The organism is Putridiphycobacter roseus (assembly GCF_003234935.1).
Classification (GTDB): Bacteria; Bacteroidota; Bacteroidia; order Flavobacteriales_D; family Crocinitomicaceae; genus Putridiphycobacter; species Putridiphycobacter roseus.
Window position 1 is genome coordinate 656,756 of the sequence record NZ_QKSB01000001.1, and the last position, 19,344, is coordinate 676,099.

The window sequence follows — 19,344 nt, forward strand, 5'->3', positions numbered from 1 at the left end:
TGTTCTATTCTAAATCTTTATTTTTTATTGATCAAAATGGCTGCCTGTTTGGCAAAATAAGTAATGATAATTTTTGCCCCTGCTCTTTTCATAGCCAATAAGCTTTCCATCATCACTGCTTCTCCATCTATCCATCCCTTTTCTGCTGCAGCCTTTACCATGGCATATTCTCCCGACACATTATAACAAGCAACAGGTAAATCGGTTGAGTTTTTTAAATCCCGAATGATATCTAAATAAGCCAAAGCCGGTTTTACCATTAAAATATCAGCCCCTTCCATTTGATCATAAGTCGACTCCAGCATTCCTTCGATTCGATTTGCTGGATCCATTTGGTATTGCTTTCTATCTCCAAAACTAGGTGCCGAATCTGCCGCATCTCGGAACGGACCGTAAAAGGAGGAACAATATTTCACGGTATAGCCCATGATTGAAACATTTTTATAATCTGCACCATCTAAAGCTTTTCTAATCACCTGAACTGCGCCATCCATCATACCTGATGGGGCAACCATATCGGCTCCTGCTTTGGCATGAGAAATGGCTTGTTTTTCGAGGTTAATTAATGTTTTATCATTGTCTACTTCTGTCCCACACAAAACCCCACAGTGACCATGTGTGGTATATTCACAAAAACAAACATCTGTAATGACAAATAAGTTGGGATAGTGTTTTTTTATAAACCGAATCCCATTTTGTATTACCCCATCATCATTCCAAGTCTCGGCACCAATCTCATCCTTTTCTATCGGAATACCAAACAATAAAACTGCTTGAATGCCTAATTCCACCACCTCATCTAATTCTGCTTTCAAGTGGTCGATTGAAAAACGAAAAATACCAGGCATGGATGGAATTTCTTTTTTAATGTTTTCGCCTTCTTCAATAAATATTGGATATACCAAATCATGAATACGCACTTCATTTTCACGTACCAAATTTCTAATATTAGAATTGGTTCTTAATCTACGGGTTCTATTAATTTCCATCATATTCTTTTACTTTATCAAGTACACTTTCAATAGTCAAATCATCTGAAATAAGGACCTGTTTAAAATATTTTGAAGCGGCATTTGCAGTAGAAGTGCCAATGCAAAACGCAATGCTATTTTTAGGTGAATTTAACTCTGCAAAAGATTGCACAGCAGATGGACTGAAAAAAACAATCCCATCAAAATCTTCACTTAATTCATGTGGCGTCAAAGTGGTTTCGTAGACTTCAATTTCCTGATAAACGATACCATGCGCTAATGCCGCTTCTTTTAATTCTGCACGACGCAAATTACCACAAAAAAGTATAATTTCTCTGGTTTTATCCTGCACCAACTGTAAGGATAAATCCTTTGAATAGGGTGAAACACCATGCACCTCAATCTCATTATCTTCTAAAAGAGCTTTCGTTTTTTCACCAACACAATACACAAATGCTTCTTTAAACTTTTCATTCGGATACCATTTAACCAATGCGTTTACGGCATTTTTACTCGTAAAAACGATTGTTTTCTCTTTTAGACTAAACGGCAATTCAAATTTTTTAATACCGACATTTATAAAATCCATGTCCTTCCAACGAATCGAATTCGAAGGCGGTAGACACTTCATTTTTTTAGTGATTAATATGTTATTTTTTACTTCGATTTTATTTTCAATTTTGAAGTTCTTTCATTATTTCAGCGCCACCTTTGGCCAAGATGGATTGTGCACATTTTCTTCCAAAATCCACTACTTGATCCATTTTTATAGTTTCTTCAATTTCAAACTGTTGTTTTCCATCTGGAGCTGTTAACACCCCCTTAAAACGAACAGTATCTTTTTCTATACTGGCTAAAGCGCCAATTGGGGCACTACATCCACCTTCTAATTCATTTAAAAAATCTCTTTCAATTTGGGTGATTAACGCTGTTTCTGCATGATTTAATTGCTGTATAAAAGGCATTAATGCGACATTGGCTTCCGCGATAGAAATTGTAACAACTCCTTGTGCCGGTGCCGGTGTCATCCAATTCAATTCTATGTGATGGACCGGTATTAAATCTACACGATCAAGACCTGAGTGAGAAAATATAGCACCACTCCATTCACTATCTGCTAATTTTTGAAGCCTGGTATGCACATTCCCCCTCAATCCAACAATTTGATGTGCTGGATATTTATGCAACCACTGTGCCTTTCGCCTAATACTACCCGTTGCTATGGTTAGTTTAGTTGCCAGGTTTAGCGCCTCTTTGGTCACTAAAATATCTATGGGATTATCTCTTTTTATAACTGCAGCTTGTACAATTCCTTTTGGCAATTCTGTTGGTACATCCTTTAAAGAATGTACCGCAATATCTATATCACCATTGAGCAACGCCATGTCTAATGCCTTGGTAAAAACCCCAGTAAAACCAATTTCGTGCAAAGGCGTTTTTAAATCAATATCCCCTACCGATTGAATCAAAACCAATTCGTAGGTTCCTCCTAATTTTTCGATACTTGCACCCACATTATTCGCTTGTTTTAAAGCCAATTCACTTTTGCGGGTCCCAATTTTTATTGTCTGCATTAGTCGATTGTAATATTAAATACCTCCTTGATGACTTCAATACTTTGATTGGCCATTTTTGGGTCACTTTTTAAATGATTGGCAAACTTATTCGTGATTTTTTGAATCACTTTATCAGAAACCATAAACGCTTCCTCTGCCATTGCTGGGTTGCTTTTACTCAGACTTTTTAATTCCGTTTCTTGAATGGCTAATAATTGCTTTTTAAACCCGTGTATTACCGGTGTATATTTGCGATCCATTACCCACTTACTGTATTTCTTTTTATAGGAATCGATAATAGCGATTGCCTTCGGTATTTCCTGCTTCCTTGCTTCTAAAGTATTATCTCTCACTAAAGACAAATCGTCTAAAGTCATCAAATCCACATTAGTGAAATTTTTAAGCTGATAATCCACATTATTAGGCAAGGATAAATCTATGATGGTAAACGGGTTTACTAAAGGCGTGTTTTCTTGATGTACCAAATGATTTGGCGCTGAAGAACAAACAAACAATACATCATTGATGGCTAACACCTCTTTCAATGCACCAAACTCTTCCACCACTACCCTTGTTTCATCTATACTGATTGCCATGGCTTTTTCTATCGTTCGGTTAATGACCGTGATTTGCGTACAAGCTGAATATTCTAATAGGTTTTTTACAGTACTTTTTCCAATATCTCCAGCTCCCAATACGGTCACCTTTTTATCTTTTAAATCTCCGAATTTATCTTTTAAATATTGAATCCCCGCATAAGAAGTGGAAGTAGTTCCTCCGCTAATGGTGGTCGCATTTTTTGTCGCTTTACTAGCCTGTATGACATAGCTCAATAAACGATCTAAAAAACCATCTAAAAGCTGGTGTGCTTTACTCAATTTTGCAGCAATTTTTAATTGTCCTACAATTTCGTAATCCCCTAAAATTTGACTTTTAATACCAACGGACAACTCAAATAAGTGTTGTACCGCTTCCTCTTGTTTTAAAATATAAGCATACTTCATAAAATGATCAACCGACCCTTCCGTATGCCTACACAATAACTCGATAATAATATATGGGTGCGCTACATAACCAAATATTTCGGTCCGATTACAAGTAGATAATACGACTAAAGAATCAATCCCACTTTCCTTGGCATCAACCAATAACGCTTCTATTTTATTTTTTGAAAGACTATATAAATTACGAACCTCCTGATTTGATTTCTCAAAACTGAGTCCTATAACATATAGCTTAGCTCCTTTATTTTCAATATTCATCCGAAAATTTTACGCTCCAAAATTAAAGATAACCGAAAAAAATAACGCTAAATGCTCACCTTGATATCTTAATTTATAATCATTATAAATAAACAATAAAACCGCATAAAAACGAAGTAGATAAAGGGCTTCTTAGTATAGAATTATTAATTTCGCAGGAAAACTATTTGCTTACATGGAGAATTTTACAATAAAAAACAACGCAATAAGTCCCAATCGTGTCGTTTTCGAAGATTCCGACTACGTTTTACATCATTTTAAAAATGATTCCGACGATATCATTATCAGTAAGCATGTACCGCGAGATTTTTTTTTAGAGCTACATTTTTGTCAAAATGGACATGTTACCATTCAAAATAAAGAAATTACGCATACCATTTCCTCCACGAAATCCATGTTGTATTACGACTCAAAAATGAGTGAATTGGATTTTGAAATTGGTGCTAACTCAAATTCCTATTTATTACAACTATCCCTTTCTAATTTACACTTACTCTTATCTAGTAAACATAATATTCCTGAAGGAGAAAACATTTTCGCGACCCAAAATGCAATTTTGGAAATGAAAGAGAATTCGAATGAAGTAATGCAAACTATTCGACAATTAGGCATAGAAAACATGAACGAAAAAATCAAGAGCATTTACTATAAAGGAAAGATTCTTGAACTTATTAGTTATTTAGGTACCGATTCTATTGTAGCAGATAGTGGAAAATGTCCTTTTACCTCTGTAAAAAAGAACACCATTATTTTAGCAAAAGACTATTTGATTAAAGACCTGAAAGTTGTCCCTAAAATTGAAGATATCGCAAAGCTATTACATATCAGCGAAAAAAAATTAAAGCAAGAATTTAAAGAGATGTATGGACTTCCTATTTATACCTTTTTCTTAAACCATAAATTAAACATAGCAAGAGATTTATTGGCCGAAAACAACCTCAGTATTCAAGAAATTGGGGAGACAATTGGCTACAGTAATTCCAGTCATTTTATCGCTGCTTTTAAAAAGAAATTTAACTTAACGCCCAAAAAATACCAAGCACAATGAAAGCAGTTTTGATGGTCAACCTTGGCTCTCCCGATAGTACAAAGACCAAAGACGTAAAAAAATACCTCGCCGAATTTTTAATGGATGAAAGAGTGATTGACATCCCTTATGTTTCAAGATTTTTACTAGTTAAAGGTATCATATTAAATACCCGCCCAAAAAAATCGGCGGCAGCGTATCAAAAAATATGGTGGAAAGAAGGCTCGCCACTTGTAGTGATTTCACACCAATTAAGAGACAAAGTAAGCACGTATACAAAAACACCTGTTTACTTAGCCATGCGCTATGGAAACCCTTCTATACACAGTGTTTTAAAAAAAATGAATACGGACGGTGTGACTGAAATTTTATTGATGCCTATGTATCCGCATTATGCCATGGCAAGTACAGAGACCGTTGAAGTGTTGGTTGACGAACTACAAAAAAAACACTTTCCACATTTTAAAATTGAAAAATTTAAACCATTTTACAATAATCCAGCATATATACAATTACTTGCCGATAAAGTAAAAAGCACCTTGAATTCGGAGTTACAGGATACAAAAATTGTTTTCTCCTACCACGGTTTACCAGAACGACAAATCTACAAAACTGACCCTACAAAAAGTCATTGTAAAATTGACGGATCTTGCTGTACAACACCAAGCATTGCACATAAAACTTGTTACCGTCACCAATGCTTTGAAACGACAAGACTAGTAGCGGAAAACTTGCAATTAAAAACTGAAAACTATACCATTAGTTTCCAATCTCGCCTAGGAAGAACACCTTGGCTATTGCCTGCTACAGACCAGTTAATTGAAGAGCTTGGCAATGAAAAAATTGAAAAATTAGCGGTTATCTCTCCTGCTTTTGTAAGTGACTGCTTAGAAACGTTAGAAGAAATAAACATGGAAGCAAGACAAGAATTTACAGCTGCAGGTGGTGGAAAATTCACCTACATACCTTGCTTGAATGTACAACCTGCTTGGGCAGAACTCATAGGAAAATGGATTAACAACTGGAATTAATATGTTTCTATACCTTAAAGCATTACACATCATTTTTGTCGTCACTTGGTTTGCTGGCTTATTTTACGTAGTCCGCCTATTTATATACCACGTAGAAGCAGAAGATAAACCAACTGAAGTAAAAACTATTTTACAAAATCAATACCAAATAATGACCAAGCGATTGTGGTATATCATTACTTGGCCTTCTGCAATAATTGTATTGATTACTGCATCCTTATTATTAATTAATAATCCAACATGGCTAACATTTGGCTGGATGCACATTAAACTCGGATTTGTACTACTGCTATACCTCTACCACCTTAGATGTCACAAAATTTTTAAAGATTTACAAAAAAATAATATCAAAACAACTTCTACCAAACTTAGAATTTGGAACGAAGGAGCTACATTACTTTTATTTGCCATTGTTTTTGTAGTCGTTTTAAAAAGTACTTTAAATTGGATATTTGGCGTGCTTGGCATTCTATCCTTAGGCATCATTTTAATGATACTCATTAAATGGTATAAAAAATACAGAGCTAAAAAAGCATCCTTATAATGCACTAGCTTAAGGCTGTTGTTCCACTCATGCCTTTTTTTATGCAAATTAAGGCAATTTAATTACTGATAAATGTCACCCTATTTTTTACTGTAGTATTCTAACCGCTTTCAATGGTTAAAACCCAATAAAATCTTCCCACACTTTACTTTGATTTATATGGAAACCAAACCCTTACACACCCATACTAAAAATGAAAGTTTTAAACATAAAAAAACAGACCACTTTATTTCTGCGATTCTTTTAAATTGGTAATCATGTAATTATTTTTGGAAAAAATAATGTATTAACTTTGCCGTAAAACATCTGCGCTAAAAATGAAAATACTCAGCTATATTCTTACACCAATTTTTATTTTGGTATTCTTTATTATCTTGGTAATTTGTCACCCTATTCAATGGATAGCGTTAAAAATTAGTTACCAAGCCCATAAAAATGTTGTAGATTATATGAACTGGCTATTGGTAAAGTCTTTATTAATATTAGGAACCACTGTTAAAGTCACCATACCCAAAGATTTGCCAAAGAATTCAACGATTATTTTTGCAGCAAATCACCAAAGTTTATTTGATATCCCACCCATTATTTGGGCATTTAGAAAATTTCATCCAAAATTTGTTTCAAAAAAAGAATTGAGCAAGGGCATTCCAAGCGTCTCTTTTAATTTAAAACACGGCGGTGCTGCATTAATAGACCGAAAAGATCCCAAACAAGCATTAGTCGCACTGATGGATTTTTCGAAAAAAATTAATGCAAATAAATGGTCAACAGTAATCTTTCCTGAAGGAACAAGAAGTAGAGACGGTGTTCCAAAATCTTTTTCACCAAATGGCTTAAAAATGTTAACCAAATACAATCCTAACGGCTATGTAGTGCCTGTTACTATTAATAATTCTTGGAAAGTATTTAAATACGGTAAATTTCCTTTGGGATTAGGTGTAGCTATAAAAATTGAAGCGCACCAAGCCATTCCAATCAATTCCATGTCTTTTGATGAATTATTTAAACGCACAGAAACAACCGTTAAAAAATACATCATTACAAATAAAAAATAAAATTAATATGTCCATACAAAACATACGAAAAGAGGTAATGAAAACGCTTGAGCAAAACATTGATAGTTTTGTCGAAAAATTTTTAATTACACCAGAAACAATTTGGCAACCAACTGATTTTTTGCCAGACTCTCAGTCTCCTAATTTTTTAGAAGACATTAAAGAAATACAAGGACTATCTAAAGATTTAGAGGATGATTTCTGGGTGGTTTTAGTTGGTGACATTATCACAGAAGAAGCATTACCTACATACGAATCTTGGTTATTTGGCTTAGATGGTGTAGAGCAAGATAGTGAGAATGGATGGGCAAAATGGATTAGAGCTTGGACTGCAGAAGAAAATAGACATGGAGATGTTTTAAATAAATACTTATACCTTTCAGGTCGTGTAAATATGCGAGAAGTTGAAATATCTACCCAACACTTGATTGCAGATGGCTTTGACATTGGAACTGCCCACGACCCATACAAGAACTTTGTATATACCAGCTTTCAAGAACTAGCTACTTATATCTCACACAATAATGTTGCAAAAATTGCCAAGCAAAAAGGACAAAATGCATTGGCGAAAATGTCTAAAATAATTGCTGGAGATGAGATGAGACATCATATTGCTTACTCCCATTTTGTAAAAGAAATTTTTAAAAATGACGCCAGTGAAATGATGTTGGCATACCGAGACATGATGAAGTATAAAATTGTAATGCCTGCCATGCACCTAAGAGAATCCTTTGGGCAAAAAGGCCAATTATTTGATCAGTTTTCTGATGTTGCACAAAGACTTGGCGTTTATACCGGCTTTGATTATGTGGACATTATTAGAAAACTGAACAACACTTGGGAAATTGGGAAAATTTCGAACTTAACTGATGAAGCTGAAAAAGCTAGAAACTGGTTAATGAAATTGCCAGACAGAATGCAAGCAATTACCGAAAGAATTGTAGTCCCAAATAATAAAGTACAATTTAAGTGGTTAATGCCACGTTAAAACAAAAAAATAGGGGAATTAAATTTCCCCTATTTTTTTATCCATTTTTCTTAGTTTCTTATCTGTATCTACAATCTGATCTTCAATATATCGGCAGTATTTCTTTTTAGTTTTATCATCTGCTGCATTAAAATATTCCTTTTCTAAATACTCTCTAAAAGAAACTAGTCCCTTTTTTTGAATTTTTAATAATTTCTTTGACAATTTTAATTTGTCATTCTTTTCTAATTTAGCCATCATTCTAATATTATAATTGGCTCAAATTTAAGCAAAAGTAAATTGATTTGAGGGTATAAATTCAACTCATTATTATAATCTGACAGTTGGCAATTACAACTTAAGGTCATTCCAACTAATTTTATTATTTTTGCACCTTCCATTTATACGTATAAAATGAGTCAAAAATATCCTACTTACAACGGTTTAAACTTACCAAATGTCGCTAACGAAGTACTAGAACGTTGGAAAAAAGAACAAATCTTCCAAAAAAGTGTTAGCTTGAGAGAAGGTAACAAACCATTTATCTTTACTGAAGGCCCACCTTCAGCAAATGGAATGCCTGGTATCCACCATGTAATGTCACGTTCTATAAAAGACATTTTTTGTCGGTATAAAACGCTAAAAGGATTTCAAGTAAAACGTAAAGCAGGTTGGGATACACATGGTTTACCGGTAGAATTGAAAGTAGAAAAGGAACTAGGTATCTCTAAGGAAGATATTGGTACAAAAATATCCATTGAAGATTACAACAATGCTTGTAAAAAAACAGTAATGGAATTTACCGATATCTGGAATAACCTAACAGAAAGAATTGGCTATTGGGTAGACATGGAAAATCCTTATGTTACTTATGAAAGTAAGTATATGGAGTCTGTTTGGTGGATTTTAGGTCAAATGTGGGAAAAGAATTTATTATACAAAGGATATACCATTCAACCCTATTCTCCAAAAGCGGGGACAGGATTAAGCTCACACGAGATTAACCAACCTGGCGCCTATCAAGACGTAAAAGATACAACTTGTGTAGCACAATTTAAAGTAGCAGCTGGACAAACATTACCTTTTGAGAATGCCAATATAGATATTGCTTACTTTTTAGCATGGACCACTACGCCGTGGACCTTACCTTCAAATACGGCTTTAACAGTTGGACCTAAAATAGAATATGCCTTGGTGCAAACGTATAACCAATATACAAAAAAAGAAACACAAGTTATTTTAGCAAAAAACCTAGTTGCAAAACAGTTTGGAAAAGGCTTTACTGAAGTAGCATCTATGGAAGACTTATTGTCTTTTGATGGCAATGGGAAAACAATTCCTTATTTCGTGATGGGGACTTGTTTAGGAACGGATTTAGTTGGATTAAAATACCAACAATTATTGCCTTATGTACAACCTTTTGAAAACCCTGAAAAAGCATTTGTTGTCATTCCAGGTGATTTCGTAACCATTGAAGATGGAACTGGTATTGTACATACCGCACCAACCTTTGGTGCTGATGATGCTTTGGTAGCAAAACAAGCTGGTGTACCAGGTCTATTGGTCCAAGATGAAAATGGAAAACTAGTCCCTTTAGTCGACTTACGCGGTCGATTTAGACCGGAAATACAAGATGACGTCTTTGGTTTTGCTGGAGAATATGTAAAAGCAGAATATTTAGAAGCTGGAGAAGAAGAAGAAGAATTAGAAATTCAACAAAAAAACTTAAAACATATCATCTCCAACTTAAACAAATACTTAAGTGTTGATGAAAGAATAACCTTGAAATTAAAAATTGAAAACAAGGCCTTTAAAATTGAAAAATACGAGCACTCTTACCCACATTGTTGGAGAACAGATAAACCAATCTTATATTACCCTTTAGATTCTTGGTTTGTTAAAGTGGAAGAAAATAGAGAGAAATTAGTAGCCTTAAATGACCAAATTAATTGGAAACCAAAATCAACTGGAGAAGGTAGATTTGGCAAGTGGCTCGAAAATGCCAATGACTGGAATTTAAGTCGATCTCGTTATTGGGGTATTCCTATTCCTATTTGGACTAGTGAAGACAAGACAGAGCAAATTTGTATTTCTTCTGTAGCTCAATTAAAAACTGAAGCAGAAAAAGCGGTGCAAGCTGGATTGATGGATCATAATCCATTGGCAGACTTTAACCCTGGTGACATGTCAAAAGCAAACTATGACCAAGTAGACTTGCATAAAAACTATGTGGATGATATTATTTTAGTATCCCCTACTGGAAAACCTTTAAAACGTGAAGCGGACTTAATTGATGTTTGGTTTGACTCTGGATCTGTACCGTTTGCACAACATCATTATCCATTTGAAAATAAAGAATTAATTGACAATGGTAGCTTATTTCCTTCCGATTTTATTGCAGAGGGAGTAGACCAAACTAGAGGGTGGTTTTATACACAACACGCCATTGCAGGCTTAGTATTCGATAGTATCTCCTATAAAAATGTAATTTCAAACGGATTAGTTTTAGATAAAAATGGTCAAAAAATGTCTAAAAGACTTGGCAATGCAGCTGATCCTTTTAAAACTTTAGACCAATATGGTGCAGATGCCACCCGTTGGTATATGATTACCAATGCACAACCTTGGGACAATCTTAAATTTGACTTAGATGGGATTACAGAAGTGCAAAGAAAATTCTTTGGTACGCTTTATAATACCTATTCCTTTTTTGCATTATATGCCAATATTGATGGCTTTTCTTATGCGGAACCTGAAGTCGAAAATCGACCAGAAATTGACCGTTGGATTTTATCTAAATTAAATACTTTAATAGGAGAAGTGGATGCGGCATTTGCAGACTATGAACCAACTAAAGCAGGCCGATTAATTCAATCTTTTGTCATTGATGAATTGTCTAATTGGTATGTACGTTTATGTAGAAGAAGATTTTGGAAAGGAGACTATTCCGAAGATAAGATTTCAGCTTATCAAACTTTATATACTTGTTTAGAAACAGTAACTATTCTTGGTTCGCCAATTGCACCATTTTATTTAGACCAGCTCTTTTTAGACTTAAATAGTACCACGCATAAGAACGAGATAGAATCAGTACATATTGCGGATTTCCCAGTGCAAAACACGGCTTTAATTGACCATGATTTAGAAGAAAGAATGGCCATTGCTCAAAAAGTATCTTCTTTAGTGCTTGGCCTACGTAAAAAAGAACAAATTAAGGTTCGCCAACCTTTACAACGTATTATGGTGCCAGTATTAGATGCTGATTTTGCCAGAAGAATAGAGGCAGTGAAAGACATTATTCTTTCAGAAGTAAATATTAAAGAAATTGAATTATTGGAAGATACCACAGGAGTTTTGGTCAAAAAAATAAAACCAAACTTTAAAACTATTGGTCCCAAATATGGCAAACAAATGAAAGCCATTGCTGGATTAGTAAATGGATGGGATACTACCAATATTGCAGCGGTAGAAAAGAACCAAGGTTGGACCGGTGAAATAAATGGAGAAACCATTTCTTTAGACTTAGCAGATTTTGATATTGTAACGGATGATATCCCCGGTTGGTTAATGGCTTCAGAAGGCGGTTTAACTGTTGCTCTAGATGTTACCTTATCTCCAGCGCTGAAAAGTGAAGGCATTGCCAGAGAATTAGTCAATAGAATTCAAAATTACAGAAAAGAAAGCGGACTAGATGTAATGGATAAAATTACCCTAACACTTGAAGCAAATGAAGAAATTACGGCCGCGATTAAAGATAACAGTGCTTACATCTGTAACGAAGTTCTAGCAAACTCTATTGACTTTGGTAAAGTAGCTAAGGAAAACAATTTAGTTGCAGACATGGAAGAAGGTGATGCATTTATCGCTATGATTAAAGCGTAAAAAAAAGACGGAAACTAAAGGATAAGATAAAATAGTTTTGTTTTTACAGAAGGATTTGGATTGTTTTATGGTCTAATGGGGAACAAGGGAATGCACGATATAATCCCTTTCTCCATTAGACCATAAAATTAAACCACTATGTTTTTGTCGTACTTTTATAGACTCAGCTGCACACTCTTGCTATTATTCCATTTTCAAAATGTTTTAATAGCCCAAACCGATCAAACCATAGTGACGCATGATTTAGAAACCTGGACAAGTGTAGGTTTTAAATTCAAACCGACTAAAAAAATAGCTTTTGGTTTGAACCAACAAATGAGACGCAATCATAATGCTAGCTTAACAGATCAAATTATTACTGATCTGGATGTAAAATATAAATTCGACCACTTTTTATACTTAGGTGCCGCATTGAGATACATTGCGGATAGTAAGGACGAGGATTTTGAAAACAAATTTAGGTTTAACCTCGACCTTGGTCTCAAACACGACATTAACCGGTTTAGTTTCGATTATCGCCTGCGATACCAAAACAAAAATGAAATTGGCATTTCGAAATCAGAAGGGGATGAATCCGACAATATATTTCGTTTAAAAGTAGGGGTGGATTACAACATCAAAAAATGGAAATTAGATCCTCAATTCTCCACAGAACTCTTTAGTGACCTTTCTGAAGAATCAGATAAATTAGCAAAAATCAGATTTACATTCGGGACTGATTACACATTAAATAAGGCACATAAAATTGGCGCATTTTATCGCTTAGAAAGAGAAATAAATGAAGCTTATCCAAAAACGACTTACATTATTGGGTTAAACTATACTTACACTTTGAAATTAAAACGATAATATGAAATACATAGCTTATTTTTCGATCCTCATATTTACCTTAAACGCTTGTTACAAGGAATTAATTATTCAAGCTGGAGATGGACTAGAAGACTGGACAGTAACCACGCATTCTGCGGCAGCATTGCCCCAATATGAAACTGTTTTCCCGCAAGATAAAGTCAATCGTTTAGACATCACCATTGCCGCGGATGATTGGACAGCTATGCAAAATGACTTGGATGACCTATACGGCAGCAGTACCCAAGGTGGTGGTCCTGGTGGTGGTGGAGGTGGCGGTGGCGGTACAGCTACTTTTACTGATGGAAATCCAATTTACGTGCCTTGTAATTTAAAATTTAATGATTTAAATTGGTACCATGTTGGTATCAGATATAAGGGAAACTCTAGTTTAAGCGCTTATAGTAGTGGCACAAAAAAGTTACCGTTCCGCTTAGCATTTGATGAATTTAACGACGATTATCCTGAAATTACTGGACAAACATTTTATGGGTTTTCCTCTTTATCCATGAGTAGCAATTACAATGATAAATCATTTTTAAGAGAAAAATTGGGCTGTGATGTCTTTAGAGAATTTGGTGTGCCAGCGCCTTATTCCGCATTTTACGAAATGTATATTGACTATGGTGATGGACCAGTATATTTTGGACTGTATACCGCAGTTGAAGTGGTGTTTGAAACCATGCTCGACAAACAGTTTGGTAGCGAAACTGGCAATTGCTATAAACCTGAAGATGATGGCGCAACATTTTCAACATCCGGTTTTAACTTAAATGATTTTGAAAACAAAACTACGGGTGGAACAGGAGAATCGGACATACAGTTGATTTATGATTATTTACATCCTGATAACAGAAATTCAGACACTACTTCTTATAAAACTAACCTTGCATCCGTTTGGGATGTTCAAGGCTTTTTAAAATGGTTAGCCGTAAATACCACCATTCAAAATTGGGACACCTATGGCACCATGTCACACAATTACTACTTATATAACGACCCCGCAGACAACTTGATGAAATGGATTCCTTGGGACAACAATGAAGCATTTGAAGATGGAAAAGCAGGTAGTGGCGCGCTTTCATTTGGATTTGACGAACTGAACGATAACGATTGGCCACTTATTGGATACATCACAAACATTCCCGGCTATGAAAATGATTATAAAAATCATATTCTTGACTTTATTTCCACTACTTTTGAAACCAGTAAAATGCAAAGTTATTACTCAGAATTGCAAACCTTGATTTATAGTTCAGTAGAAAAAGAAAACAGTGATTATTCATTCATCAACAATATGGGTGAATTTACTACCGCTATTGAAACACTAAAAAATCATGTAGAAACACGTAATACAGCTGCAGAAAACTATGCGAATTAATTAAGAAAAGGACAAATAAGATGAAACTTAAAGCAATAGTAATAGGAGCTACCGGATTAATTGGTAAAGCGGTCGTAACTGCCCTGCTAAAGGACGATTTATATACAGAAGTAAAAGTTTTTGTAAGAAGAACAACCGGTGTTACTCATCCAAAACTAAAGGAAATAATCACCAATTTTGACGCACTAGAGGAGCATAAAAATGAAATCACAGGGGACGTACTTTTCTCCACTTTAGGTACCACCATCAAAACAGCAGGCAGCAAAGAAGTCCAATATAAAATTGATTTTGGCTACCAATTTAATTTTGCTAAAATTGCAGCAGAAAATGGTGTGAAAAACTTAGTGCTATTATCTTCTATTGGTGCAGATGCAAATTCCAAAATCTTTTATTCTAAAATGAAAGGTGAGCTTGATGAAGCCGTGCAAAAATTGAACTTCGCACACATTAGTATTCTTCGCCCATCCATGTTAGAAGGAGACAGAACTGAATTTAGATGGATGGAAAAAGTATTTACCCCAATTATGAAAGCAGTTGTAATTGTACCTTGTTGGAAAAAATATAGACCCATAAAAGATTATATTTTAGCAAGCGCCATGTTAAAAGCAGTGCATGCCACCAATAATGCTTGTACGATTTATGAATCAAATATGGTTTTTTTATTGGCAGATTCAAAACAAACCGTCTAAAAAAAATGTAGTGACTTTAAAGAACGGGACAATTTAATTGTCCCGTTTTATTTTTTATACCGTAGTTTTTAATCAAATAATTCTTCCAGGTTTTCTTTTACAATATTTGGTAGCGTTACTTTTAAATTAGGTGTTCTTGCCATCTCTCTTTTAATCGCAAATATTGCCCCCTCATTTCTCGCCCAACTTCTTCTTGAGATACCATTATTTACATCCCAATGTAACAGCATTTTTAATCTTCTTTCTGAATCTTCAGAACCATCTAACAGCATACCAAAACCACCGTTAATCACTTCACCCCAGCCAACACCGCCGCCGTTATGGATGGAAACCCAAGTTGCCCCTCTAAAACTATCGCCTATTACATTTTGAATAGCCATATCAGCCGTAAACTTAGAACCATCATAAATGTTGGAAGTCTCTCGATATGGAGAATCAGTCCCTGATACATCATGGTGATCTCTACCTAAAACAACTGGTCCTATTGTACCAGCTTTGATGGCATCATTAAACGCACTGGCAATTTTAATCCTACCTTCTGCATCTGCATAAAGAATTCTCGCTTGAGAACCTACCACTAATTTATTTTCTTGAGCGCCTTTTATCCATTGGATATTATCGGCCATTTGTTGTTGAATTTCTGGCGGTGAATTTTGCTTAATCCCTTCTAAAACTTGACAAGCAATTTCATCTGTCTTGGCTAAATCTTCGGGCTTTCCACTTACACAAACCCATCTAAACGGACCAAAACCATAATCGAAACACATAGGTCCCATAATGTCTTGCACGTAACTAGGATACCTAAAATCAATACCATTTTCTGCCATTATATCTGCTCCAGCTCTACTTGCCTCTAATAAAAATGCGTTACCATAATCAAAAAAGTAAGTCCCTTTGGCAGTGTGCTTATTGATCGCTGCAGCATGCCTTCTTAAAGTACGCTGTACTTCTATTTTAAATTGTGCAGGATCATTAGCCATCATTTCATTAGACGCTTCGAATGTCAATCCTACCGGATAATAACCACCTGCCCATGGATTGTGTAAGGAAGTTTGATCTGAACCGATATCTATTTTTAAATTTTCTTGGTCAAAACGCTCCCATACATCCACAATATTCCCCAAATAAGCAATAGATACTACCTCCTTATTTTCAAGTGCTTTTTTTACCCTAGGCACTAATTCTTCAATATTTTCAACAACTTCATTAATCCATCCTTGTGAATGACGGATATGGGTGATTTTTGGATTAACCTCTGCACAGACTGTTACACAACCCGCAATATTACCTGCTTTGGGTTGTGCCCCCGACATTCCTCCTAAACCTGAAGTAACGAATAAGCCGCCGCTTGGTGATTTTTTAATCTTTCTAAATGCATTTAGAACAGTAATCGTAGTTCCATGCACTATTCCCTGTGGTCCAATATACATATAAGAACCAGCTGTCATTTGTCCGTATTGAGAAACGCCCAAAGCGTTCATTTTCTCCCAATCGTCAGGTTTTGAATAATTGGGAATGACCATTCCGTTTGTCACTACCACCCTAGGCGCATCTATATGAGAAGGAAATAATCCCATTGGATGACCAGAATAAATAGTTAAAGTTTGTTCCTCTGTCATTTCTGACAAATATTGCATGGTTAAACGGTACTGGGCCCAGTTTTGGAATACAGCGCCGTTTCCACCATAGGTAATCAATTCATGCGGGTGCTGCGCCACAGCATAATCTAAATTATTTTGTATCATGACCATAATGGCCTTTGCTTGTTCACTTTTCCCAGGGTACTCAGAAATTGGCCTAGCCTTCATTTCGTAATCTGGACGATAGCGGAACATATAAATCCGTCCGTATTCCTTCAATTCATTTGCAAACTCAACTGCTAATTCAGCATGTTGATTTGAAGGGAAATAGCGCAAAGCATTTTTCAAGGCCAACACTTTCTCTTCCTTACTTAAAATATCTTTTCGTTTAGGCGCATGGTTAATGGCCGGTTCGAATACTTTTTTAGCAGGTATTTCTAATGGAATCCCACCTTTAATGTCTGATTGAAATTGTGCTATTGTCATGAAAAATAATTTTACCCAAAAATAAAAAAAGACAGGCCAATAAGCACTGTCTTTTCCATTTTAATTCTTTTTTGTTTTAATCTCTATTGCCTAAAAATCGCAACATGAATAAAAATAAGTTAATAAAGTCTAAGTATAAACTCAAAGCACCCATTACAACTTGCTTTTTTCCATCTTCACTTTGTCCGTCTACAGACATGCCAATGTGTTTTAACTTCTGCGTATCATAAGCTGTTAAACCTGTAAAAAGTAATACACCAATACCACTAATAACATAATCCATCATACTACTTCCTAAAAACATATTCACAACCGTAGCGATAATCAAACCAATCAAAGCCATATATAAAAGAGAACCTAGTTTAGTTAAATCCGTACTTGTAGTATAACCTACAATGGCCATAATTCCAAAAGTACCTGCGCTGACTAAAAAAGTAGTCGCAATTGAACCCATAGAATAAATTAGAAAAATAGAACTCAAACTTGCCCCGGTTAACACCGAATAAAGTATAAATATACCTAGTAAACTGACATAGGATAACTTTTGAAATCTAAACCCCATTAATAAAACCAAGCCTAGTGGCGCTAGCATCACAATCCAGCCAAAAATCGACATCCCTCCTTCTGGATTATACAGTAAACGCAAAAGGGATTCTGTGGTAGCAAATAAATAAGCAGCAACACCCGAAATGGCTAGAGCCAACGCCATATAAACAAATACATTCGACATAAATGTTTTTGCCATAGACCCTTGCTCAACCCCACGCGTATTAAAATTATCTAAAATATTATCTTTCATTTTTTTCTTTTAATTAAGTTAGTCAAATTTATTAATAAATACCACTCAAAATAACCTGGTTGTAATTTTTTAACAATTTGTATAAACCTAAACTATCAAATACCTTACCTTTGCGTAAAATCTGACAAATTGTCTTAAAATTTCAATTATGATAGTAGTTACTGGAGCAGCAGGATTTATTTCATCTTGTTTAGTGAGCATGTTAAATGAAAAAGGTTATACCGATATTGTGGTGGTAGATGACTTTTCTAAAACAGAGAAAGCAGCAAACTTAAACGGTAAAACCATATTAGCAAAAGTGCCCCGAAAAGACTTTTTTGACTGGGCCAATGATTTTAAAAGTGAAATTGAATTTGTATTTCACTTAGGCGCCAGAACAGACACTACAGAATTTGACACAAAAATATTTGATGAACTCAATTTGAATTATTCAAAAAAAATGTGGGACTTTTGTACCGGTGCTAACATTCCTCTTGTATACGCCAGTAGTGGTGCCACATATGGACTAGGAGAGTTTGGCTTTGATGACAACTTAGAAGTAATTGAAAAATTGATACCTTTAAACCCATATGGCGATTCAAAAAATGATTTTGACAAATGGGTAATTAAACAAGAAAATACACCTCCTTTTTGGGCGGGATTAAAGTTCTTTAATGTCTATGGTCCAAATGAATACCACAAAGGTAGAATGGCTTCTGTTATTTTCCATGCCTTTCACCAAATTAATAAGACCAATGCAATGAAATTATTCCGTTCCCATAATGTAGACTATAAAGATGGGGAACAAGTAAGAGATTTCATTTACGTAAAAGATGTGGTGAGCGTTTGCATATTTTTAATGGAGAACAAACCAAATAGTGGAATTTATAATTTAGGAACTGGTACTTCGCGTACCTTTTTAGACCTTACAAAGGCAACATTTAAAGCATTGGGTGTCACACCCGACATTAGCTTTATAGATACCCCTGAAGATATTAGAGATAAATACCAATATTTTACGGAAGCAAAAATGGGGAAGTTAATAGCCGCTGGATACAATAAACCCTTCTATACTTTAGAAGAAGGAGTACAGGACTATGTACAGCATTATTTAAGTCCAAATGCTTATTTATAAATAAGCATTTGGACCAATTATAACTTTATTGATTGACTGTTTTTTTAGCGAATGCTAATCTGACAACTTCTGGGTAAATTTTTCCAAACCTTCTAACACACCAACTTTTTAATTGTTCGCGGTCTTCAGAATTGCTTACCCATTTCAAAGA

17 protein-coding genes are annotated in these 19,344 nt (G+C 35.0%); 10 read left to right on the forward strand and 7 right to left on the reverse strand.

Annotation, left to right across the window (positions count from 1 at the left end):
• Positions 1 to 17: 17 nt before the first annotated feature.
• Genes hemB through hemA form a run of 4 tightly spaced genes read right to left on the reverse strand, consistent with a single transcriptional unit; the run spans position 18 to position 3,789 of the window.
• Positions 18 to 992: a porphobilinogen synthase gene (gene hemB, locus DNU06_RS02865; RefSeq protein WP_111061689.1), complete on the reverse strand. Its 975-nt coding sequence runs from the start codon at positions 990 to 992 to the stop codon at positions 18 to 20.
• On the reverse strand, positions 979 to 1,602 hold the full coding sequence (locus tag DNU06_RS02870; protein WP_111061690.1) for a uroporphyrinogen-III synthase: 624 nt from the start codon (positions 1,600 to 1,602) through the stop codon (positions 979 to 981). Before DNU06_RS02870 ends, hemB begins: the two co-directional genes overlap by 14 nt.
• Positions 1,603 to 1,645: 43 nt before the next feature.
• Positions 1,646 to 2,545 carry a hydroxymethylbilane synthase gene (gene hemC / locus DNU06_RS02875; protein ID WP_111061691.1) on the reverse strand — a complete coding sequence of 300 codons (900 nt, stop codon included), beginning with the start codon at positions 2,543 to 2,545 and terminating at the stop codon, positions 1,646 to 1,648.
• Positions 2,545 to 3,789 carry a glutamyl-tRNA reductase gene (gene hemA / locus DNU06_RS02880; RefSeq protein ID WP_111061692.1) on the reverse strand — a complete coding sequence of 415 codons (1,245 nt, stop codon included), beginning with the start codon at positions 3,787 to 3,789 and terminating at the stop codon, positions 2,545 to 2,547. Before hemA ends, hemC begins: the two co-directional genes overlap by 1 nt.
• Before the next feature lie 175 nt (positions 3,790 to 3,964).
• Between hemA and DNU06_RS02885 the strand changes: the two genes are divergently transcribed.
• The 5 genes from DNU06_RS02885 (at position 3,965) to DNU06_RS02905 (ending at position 8,434) form a co-directional block, all read left to right on the forward strand.
• Positions 3,965 to 4,837 carry a helix-turn-helix domain-containing protein gene (locus tag DNU06_RS02885; RefSeq protein ID WP_111061693.1) on the forward strand — a complete coding sequence of 291 codons (873 nt, stop codon included), beginning with the start codon at positions 3,965 to 3,967 and terminating at the stop codon, positions 4,835 to 4,837.
• The gene (hemH, locus tag DNU06_RS02890; protein ID WP_111061694.1) at positions 4,834 to 5,847 is read left to right on the forward strand and encodes a ferrochelatase; all 1,014 of its coding nucleotides are present in this window, start codon (positions 4,834 to 4,836) and stop codon (positions 5,845 to 5,847) included. The genes DNU06_RS02885 and hemH overlap by 4 nt, the downstream gene beginning before the upstream one ends.
• A 1-nt stretch (position 5,848) precedes the next feature.
• Positions 5,849 to 6,391 (forward strand): CopD family protein, encoded by a 543-nt coding sequence (locus tag DNU06_RS02895; protein WP_111061695.1) that lies wholly within the window; start codon positions 5,849 to 5,851, stop codon positions 6,389 to 6,391.
• 317 nt (positions 6,392 to 6,708) lie between these two features.
• Positions 6,709 to 7,446 (forward strand): lysophospholipid acyltransferase family protein, encoded by a 738-nt coding sequence (locus DNU06_RS02900; protein ID WP_111061696.1) that lies wholly within the window; start codon positions 6,709 to 6,711, stop codon positions 7,444 to 7,446.
• A 7-nt stretch (positions 7,447 to 7,453) separates the two neighbouring features.
• Complete coding sequence (locus DNU06_RS02905; protein WP_111061885.1) at positions 7,454 to 8,434, forward strand: acyl-ACP desaturase; 981 nt, start codon at positions 7,454 to 7,456, stop codon at positions 8,432 to 8,434.
• 18 nt (positions 8,435 to 8,452) lie between these two features.
• Here the strand turns inward: DNU06_RS02905 and DNU06_RS02910 are convergent, their stop codons facing one another.
• The gene (locus DNU06_RS02910) at positions 8,453 to 8,674 is read right to left on the reverse strand and encodes a hypothetical protein (protein WP_111061697.1); all 222 of its coding nucleotides are present in this window, start codon (positions 8,672 to 8,674) and stop codon (positions 8,453 to 8,455) included.
• 153 nt (positions 8,675 to 8,827) lie between these two features.
• On the opposite strand from DNU06_RS02910, the gene ileS reads away from it, so the two are divergent.
• From ileS to DNU06_RS02930, 4 genes are all read left to right on the forward strand, one after another.
• A complete protein-coding gene (ileS, locus tag DNU06_RS02915; protein WP_111061698.1) occupies positions 8,828 to 12,295 on the forward strand; it encodes an isoleucine--tRNA ligase in 3,468 nt (1,155 codons plus the stop codon).
• 144 nt (positions 12,296 to 12,439) lie between these two features.
• Positions 12,440 to 13,144, forward strand: a complete 705-nt coding sequence (locus DNU06_RS02920) for a DUF2490 domain-containing protein (RefSeq protein WP_158526805.1) — start codon at positions 12,440 to 12,442, stop codon at positions 13,142 to 13,144.
• A gap of 1 nt (position 13,145) precedes the next feature.
• Positions 13,146 to 14,525 carry a CotH kinase family protein gene (locus tag DNU06_RS02925; RefSeq protein WP_111061700.1) on the forward strand — a complete coding sequence of 460 codons (1,380 nt, stop codon included), beginning with the start codon at positions 13,146 to 13,148 and terminating at the stop codon, positions 14,523 to 14,525.
• Between the two features lie 20 nt (positions 14,526 to 14,545).
• The gene (locus DNU06_RS02930) at positions 14,546 to 15,214 is read left to right on the forward strand and encodes an NAD(P)H-binding protein (RefSeq protein ID WP_111061701.1); all 669 of its coding nucleotides are present in this window, start codon (positions 14,546 to 14,548) and stop codon (positions 15,212 to 15,214) included.
• A gap of 68 nt (positions 15,215 to 15,282) precedes the next feature.
• On the opposite strand, the gene DNU06_RS02935 is transcribed toward DNU06_RS02930, so the two are convergent.
• Both DNU06_RS02935 and DNU06_RS02940 read right to left on the reverse strand, forming a co-directional pair.
• Entirely contained in the window at positions 15,283 to 17,280 is a 1,998-nt protein-coding gene (locus tag DNU06_RS02935; RefSeq protein WP_111061702.1) for a urocanate hydratase, read from the reverse strand.
• Positions 17,281 to 17,356: 76 nt separating this feature from the next.
• Positions 17,357 to 18,079, reverse strand: a complete 723-nt coding sequence (locus DNU06_RS02940) for a Bax inhibitor-1/YccA family protein (RefSeq protein ID WP_111061703.1) — start codon at positions 18,077 to 18,079, stop codon at positions 17,357 to 17,359.
• A gap of 148 nt (positions 18,080 to 18,227) precedes the next feature.
• Between DNU06_RS02940 and rfaD the strand changes: the two genes are divergently transcribed.
• Complete coding sequence (gene rfaD, locus DNU06_RS02945; RefSeq protein WP_111061704.1) at positions 18,228 to 19,193, forward strand: ADP-glyceromanno-heptose 6-epimerase; 966 nt, start codon at positions 18,228 to 18,230, stop codon at positions 19,191 to 19,193.
• The last annotated feature ends 151 nt before the right edge of the window (positions 19,194 to 19,344 follow it).

Excerpts from the sequence above, each read along its gene's own strand:
- hemB (WP_111061689.1), bottom strand. The coding sequence starts at position 992 with ATGATGGAAATTAATAGAACCCGTAGATTAAGAACCAATTCTAATATT.
- DNU06_RS02870 (WP_111061690.1), bottom strand. The coding sequence starts at position 1,602 with ATGAAGTGTCTACCGCCTTCGAATTCGATTCGTTGGAAGGACATGGAT.
- hemC (WP_111061691.1), bottom strand. The coding sequence starts at position 2,545 with ATGCAGACAATAAAAATTGGGACCCGCAAAAGTGAATTGGCTTTAAAA.
- hemA (WP_111061692.1), bottom strand. The coding sequence starts at position 3,789 with ATGAATATTGAAAATAAAGGAGCTAAGCTATATGTTATAGGACTCAGT.
- DNU06_RS02885 (WP_111061693.1), top strand. The coding sequence starts at position 3,965 with ATGGAGAATTTTACAATAAAAAACAACGCAATAAGTCCCAATCGTGTC.
- hemH (WP_111061694.1), top strand. The coding sequence starts at position 4,834 with ATGAAAGCAGTTTTGATGGTCAACCTTGGCTCTCCCGATAGTACAAAG.
- DNU06_RS02895 (WP_111061695.1), top strand. The coding sequence starts at position 5,849 with ATGTTTCTATACCTTAAAGCATTACACATCATTTTTGTCGTCACTTGG.
- DNU06_RS02900 (WP_111061696.1), top strand. The coding sequence starts at position 6,709 with ATGAAAATACTCAGCTATATTCTTACACCAATTTTTATTTTGGTATTC.
- DNU06_RS02905 (WP_111061885.1), top strand. The coding sequence starts at position 7,454 with ATGTCCATACAAAACATACGAAAAGAGGTAATGAAAACGCTTGAGCAA.
- DNU06_RS02910 (WP_111061697.1), bottom strand. The coding sequence starts at position 8,674 with ATGATGGCTAAATTAGAAAAGAATGACAAATTAAAATTGTCAAAGAAA.
- ileS (WP_111061698.1), top strand. The coding sequence starts at position 8,828 with ATGAGTCAAAAATATCCTACTTACAACGGTTTAAACTTACCAAATGTC.
- DNU06_RS02925 (WP_111061700.1), top strand. The coding sequence starts at position 13,146 with ATGAAATACATAGCTTATTTTTCGATCCTCATATTTACCTTAAACGCT.
- DNU06_RS02930 (WP_111061701.1), top strand. The coding sequence starts at position 14,546 with ATGAAACTTAAAGCAATAGTAATAGGAGCTACCGGATTAATTGGTAAA.
- DNU06_RS02935 (WP_111061702.1), bottom strand. The coding sequence starts at position 17,280 with ATGACAATAGCACAATTTCAATCAGACATTAAAGGTGGGATTCCATTA.
- DNU06_RS02940 (WP_111061703.1), bottom strand. The coding sequence starts at position 18,079 with ATGAAAGATAATATTTTAGATAATTTTAATACGCGTGGGGTTGAGCAA.
- rfaD (WP_111061704.1), top strand. The coding sequence starts at position 18,228 with ATGATAGTAGTTACTGGAGCAGCAGGATTTATTTCATCTTGTTTAGTG.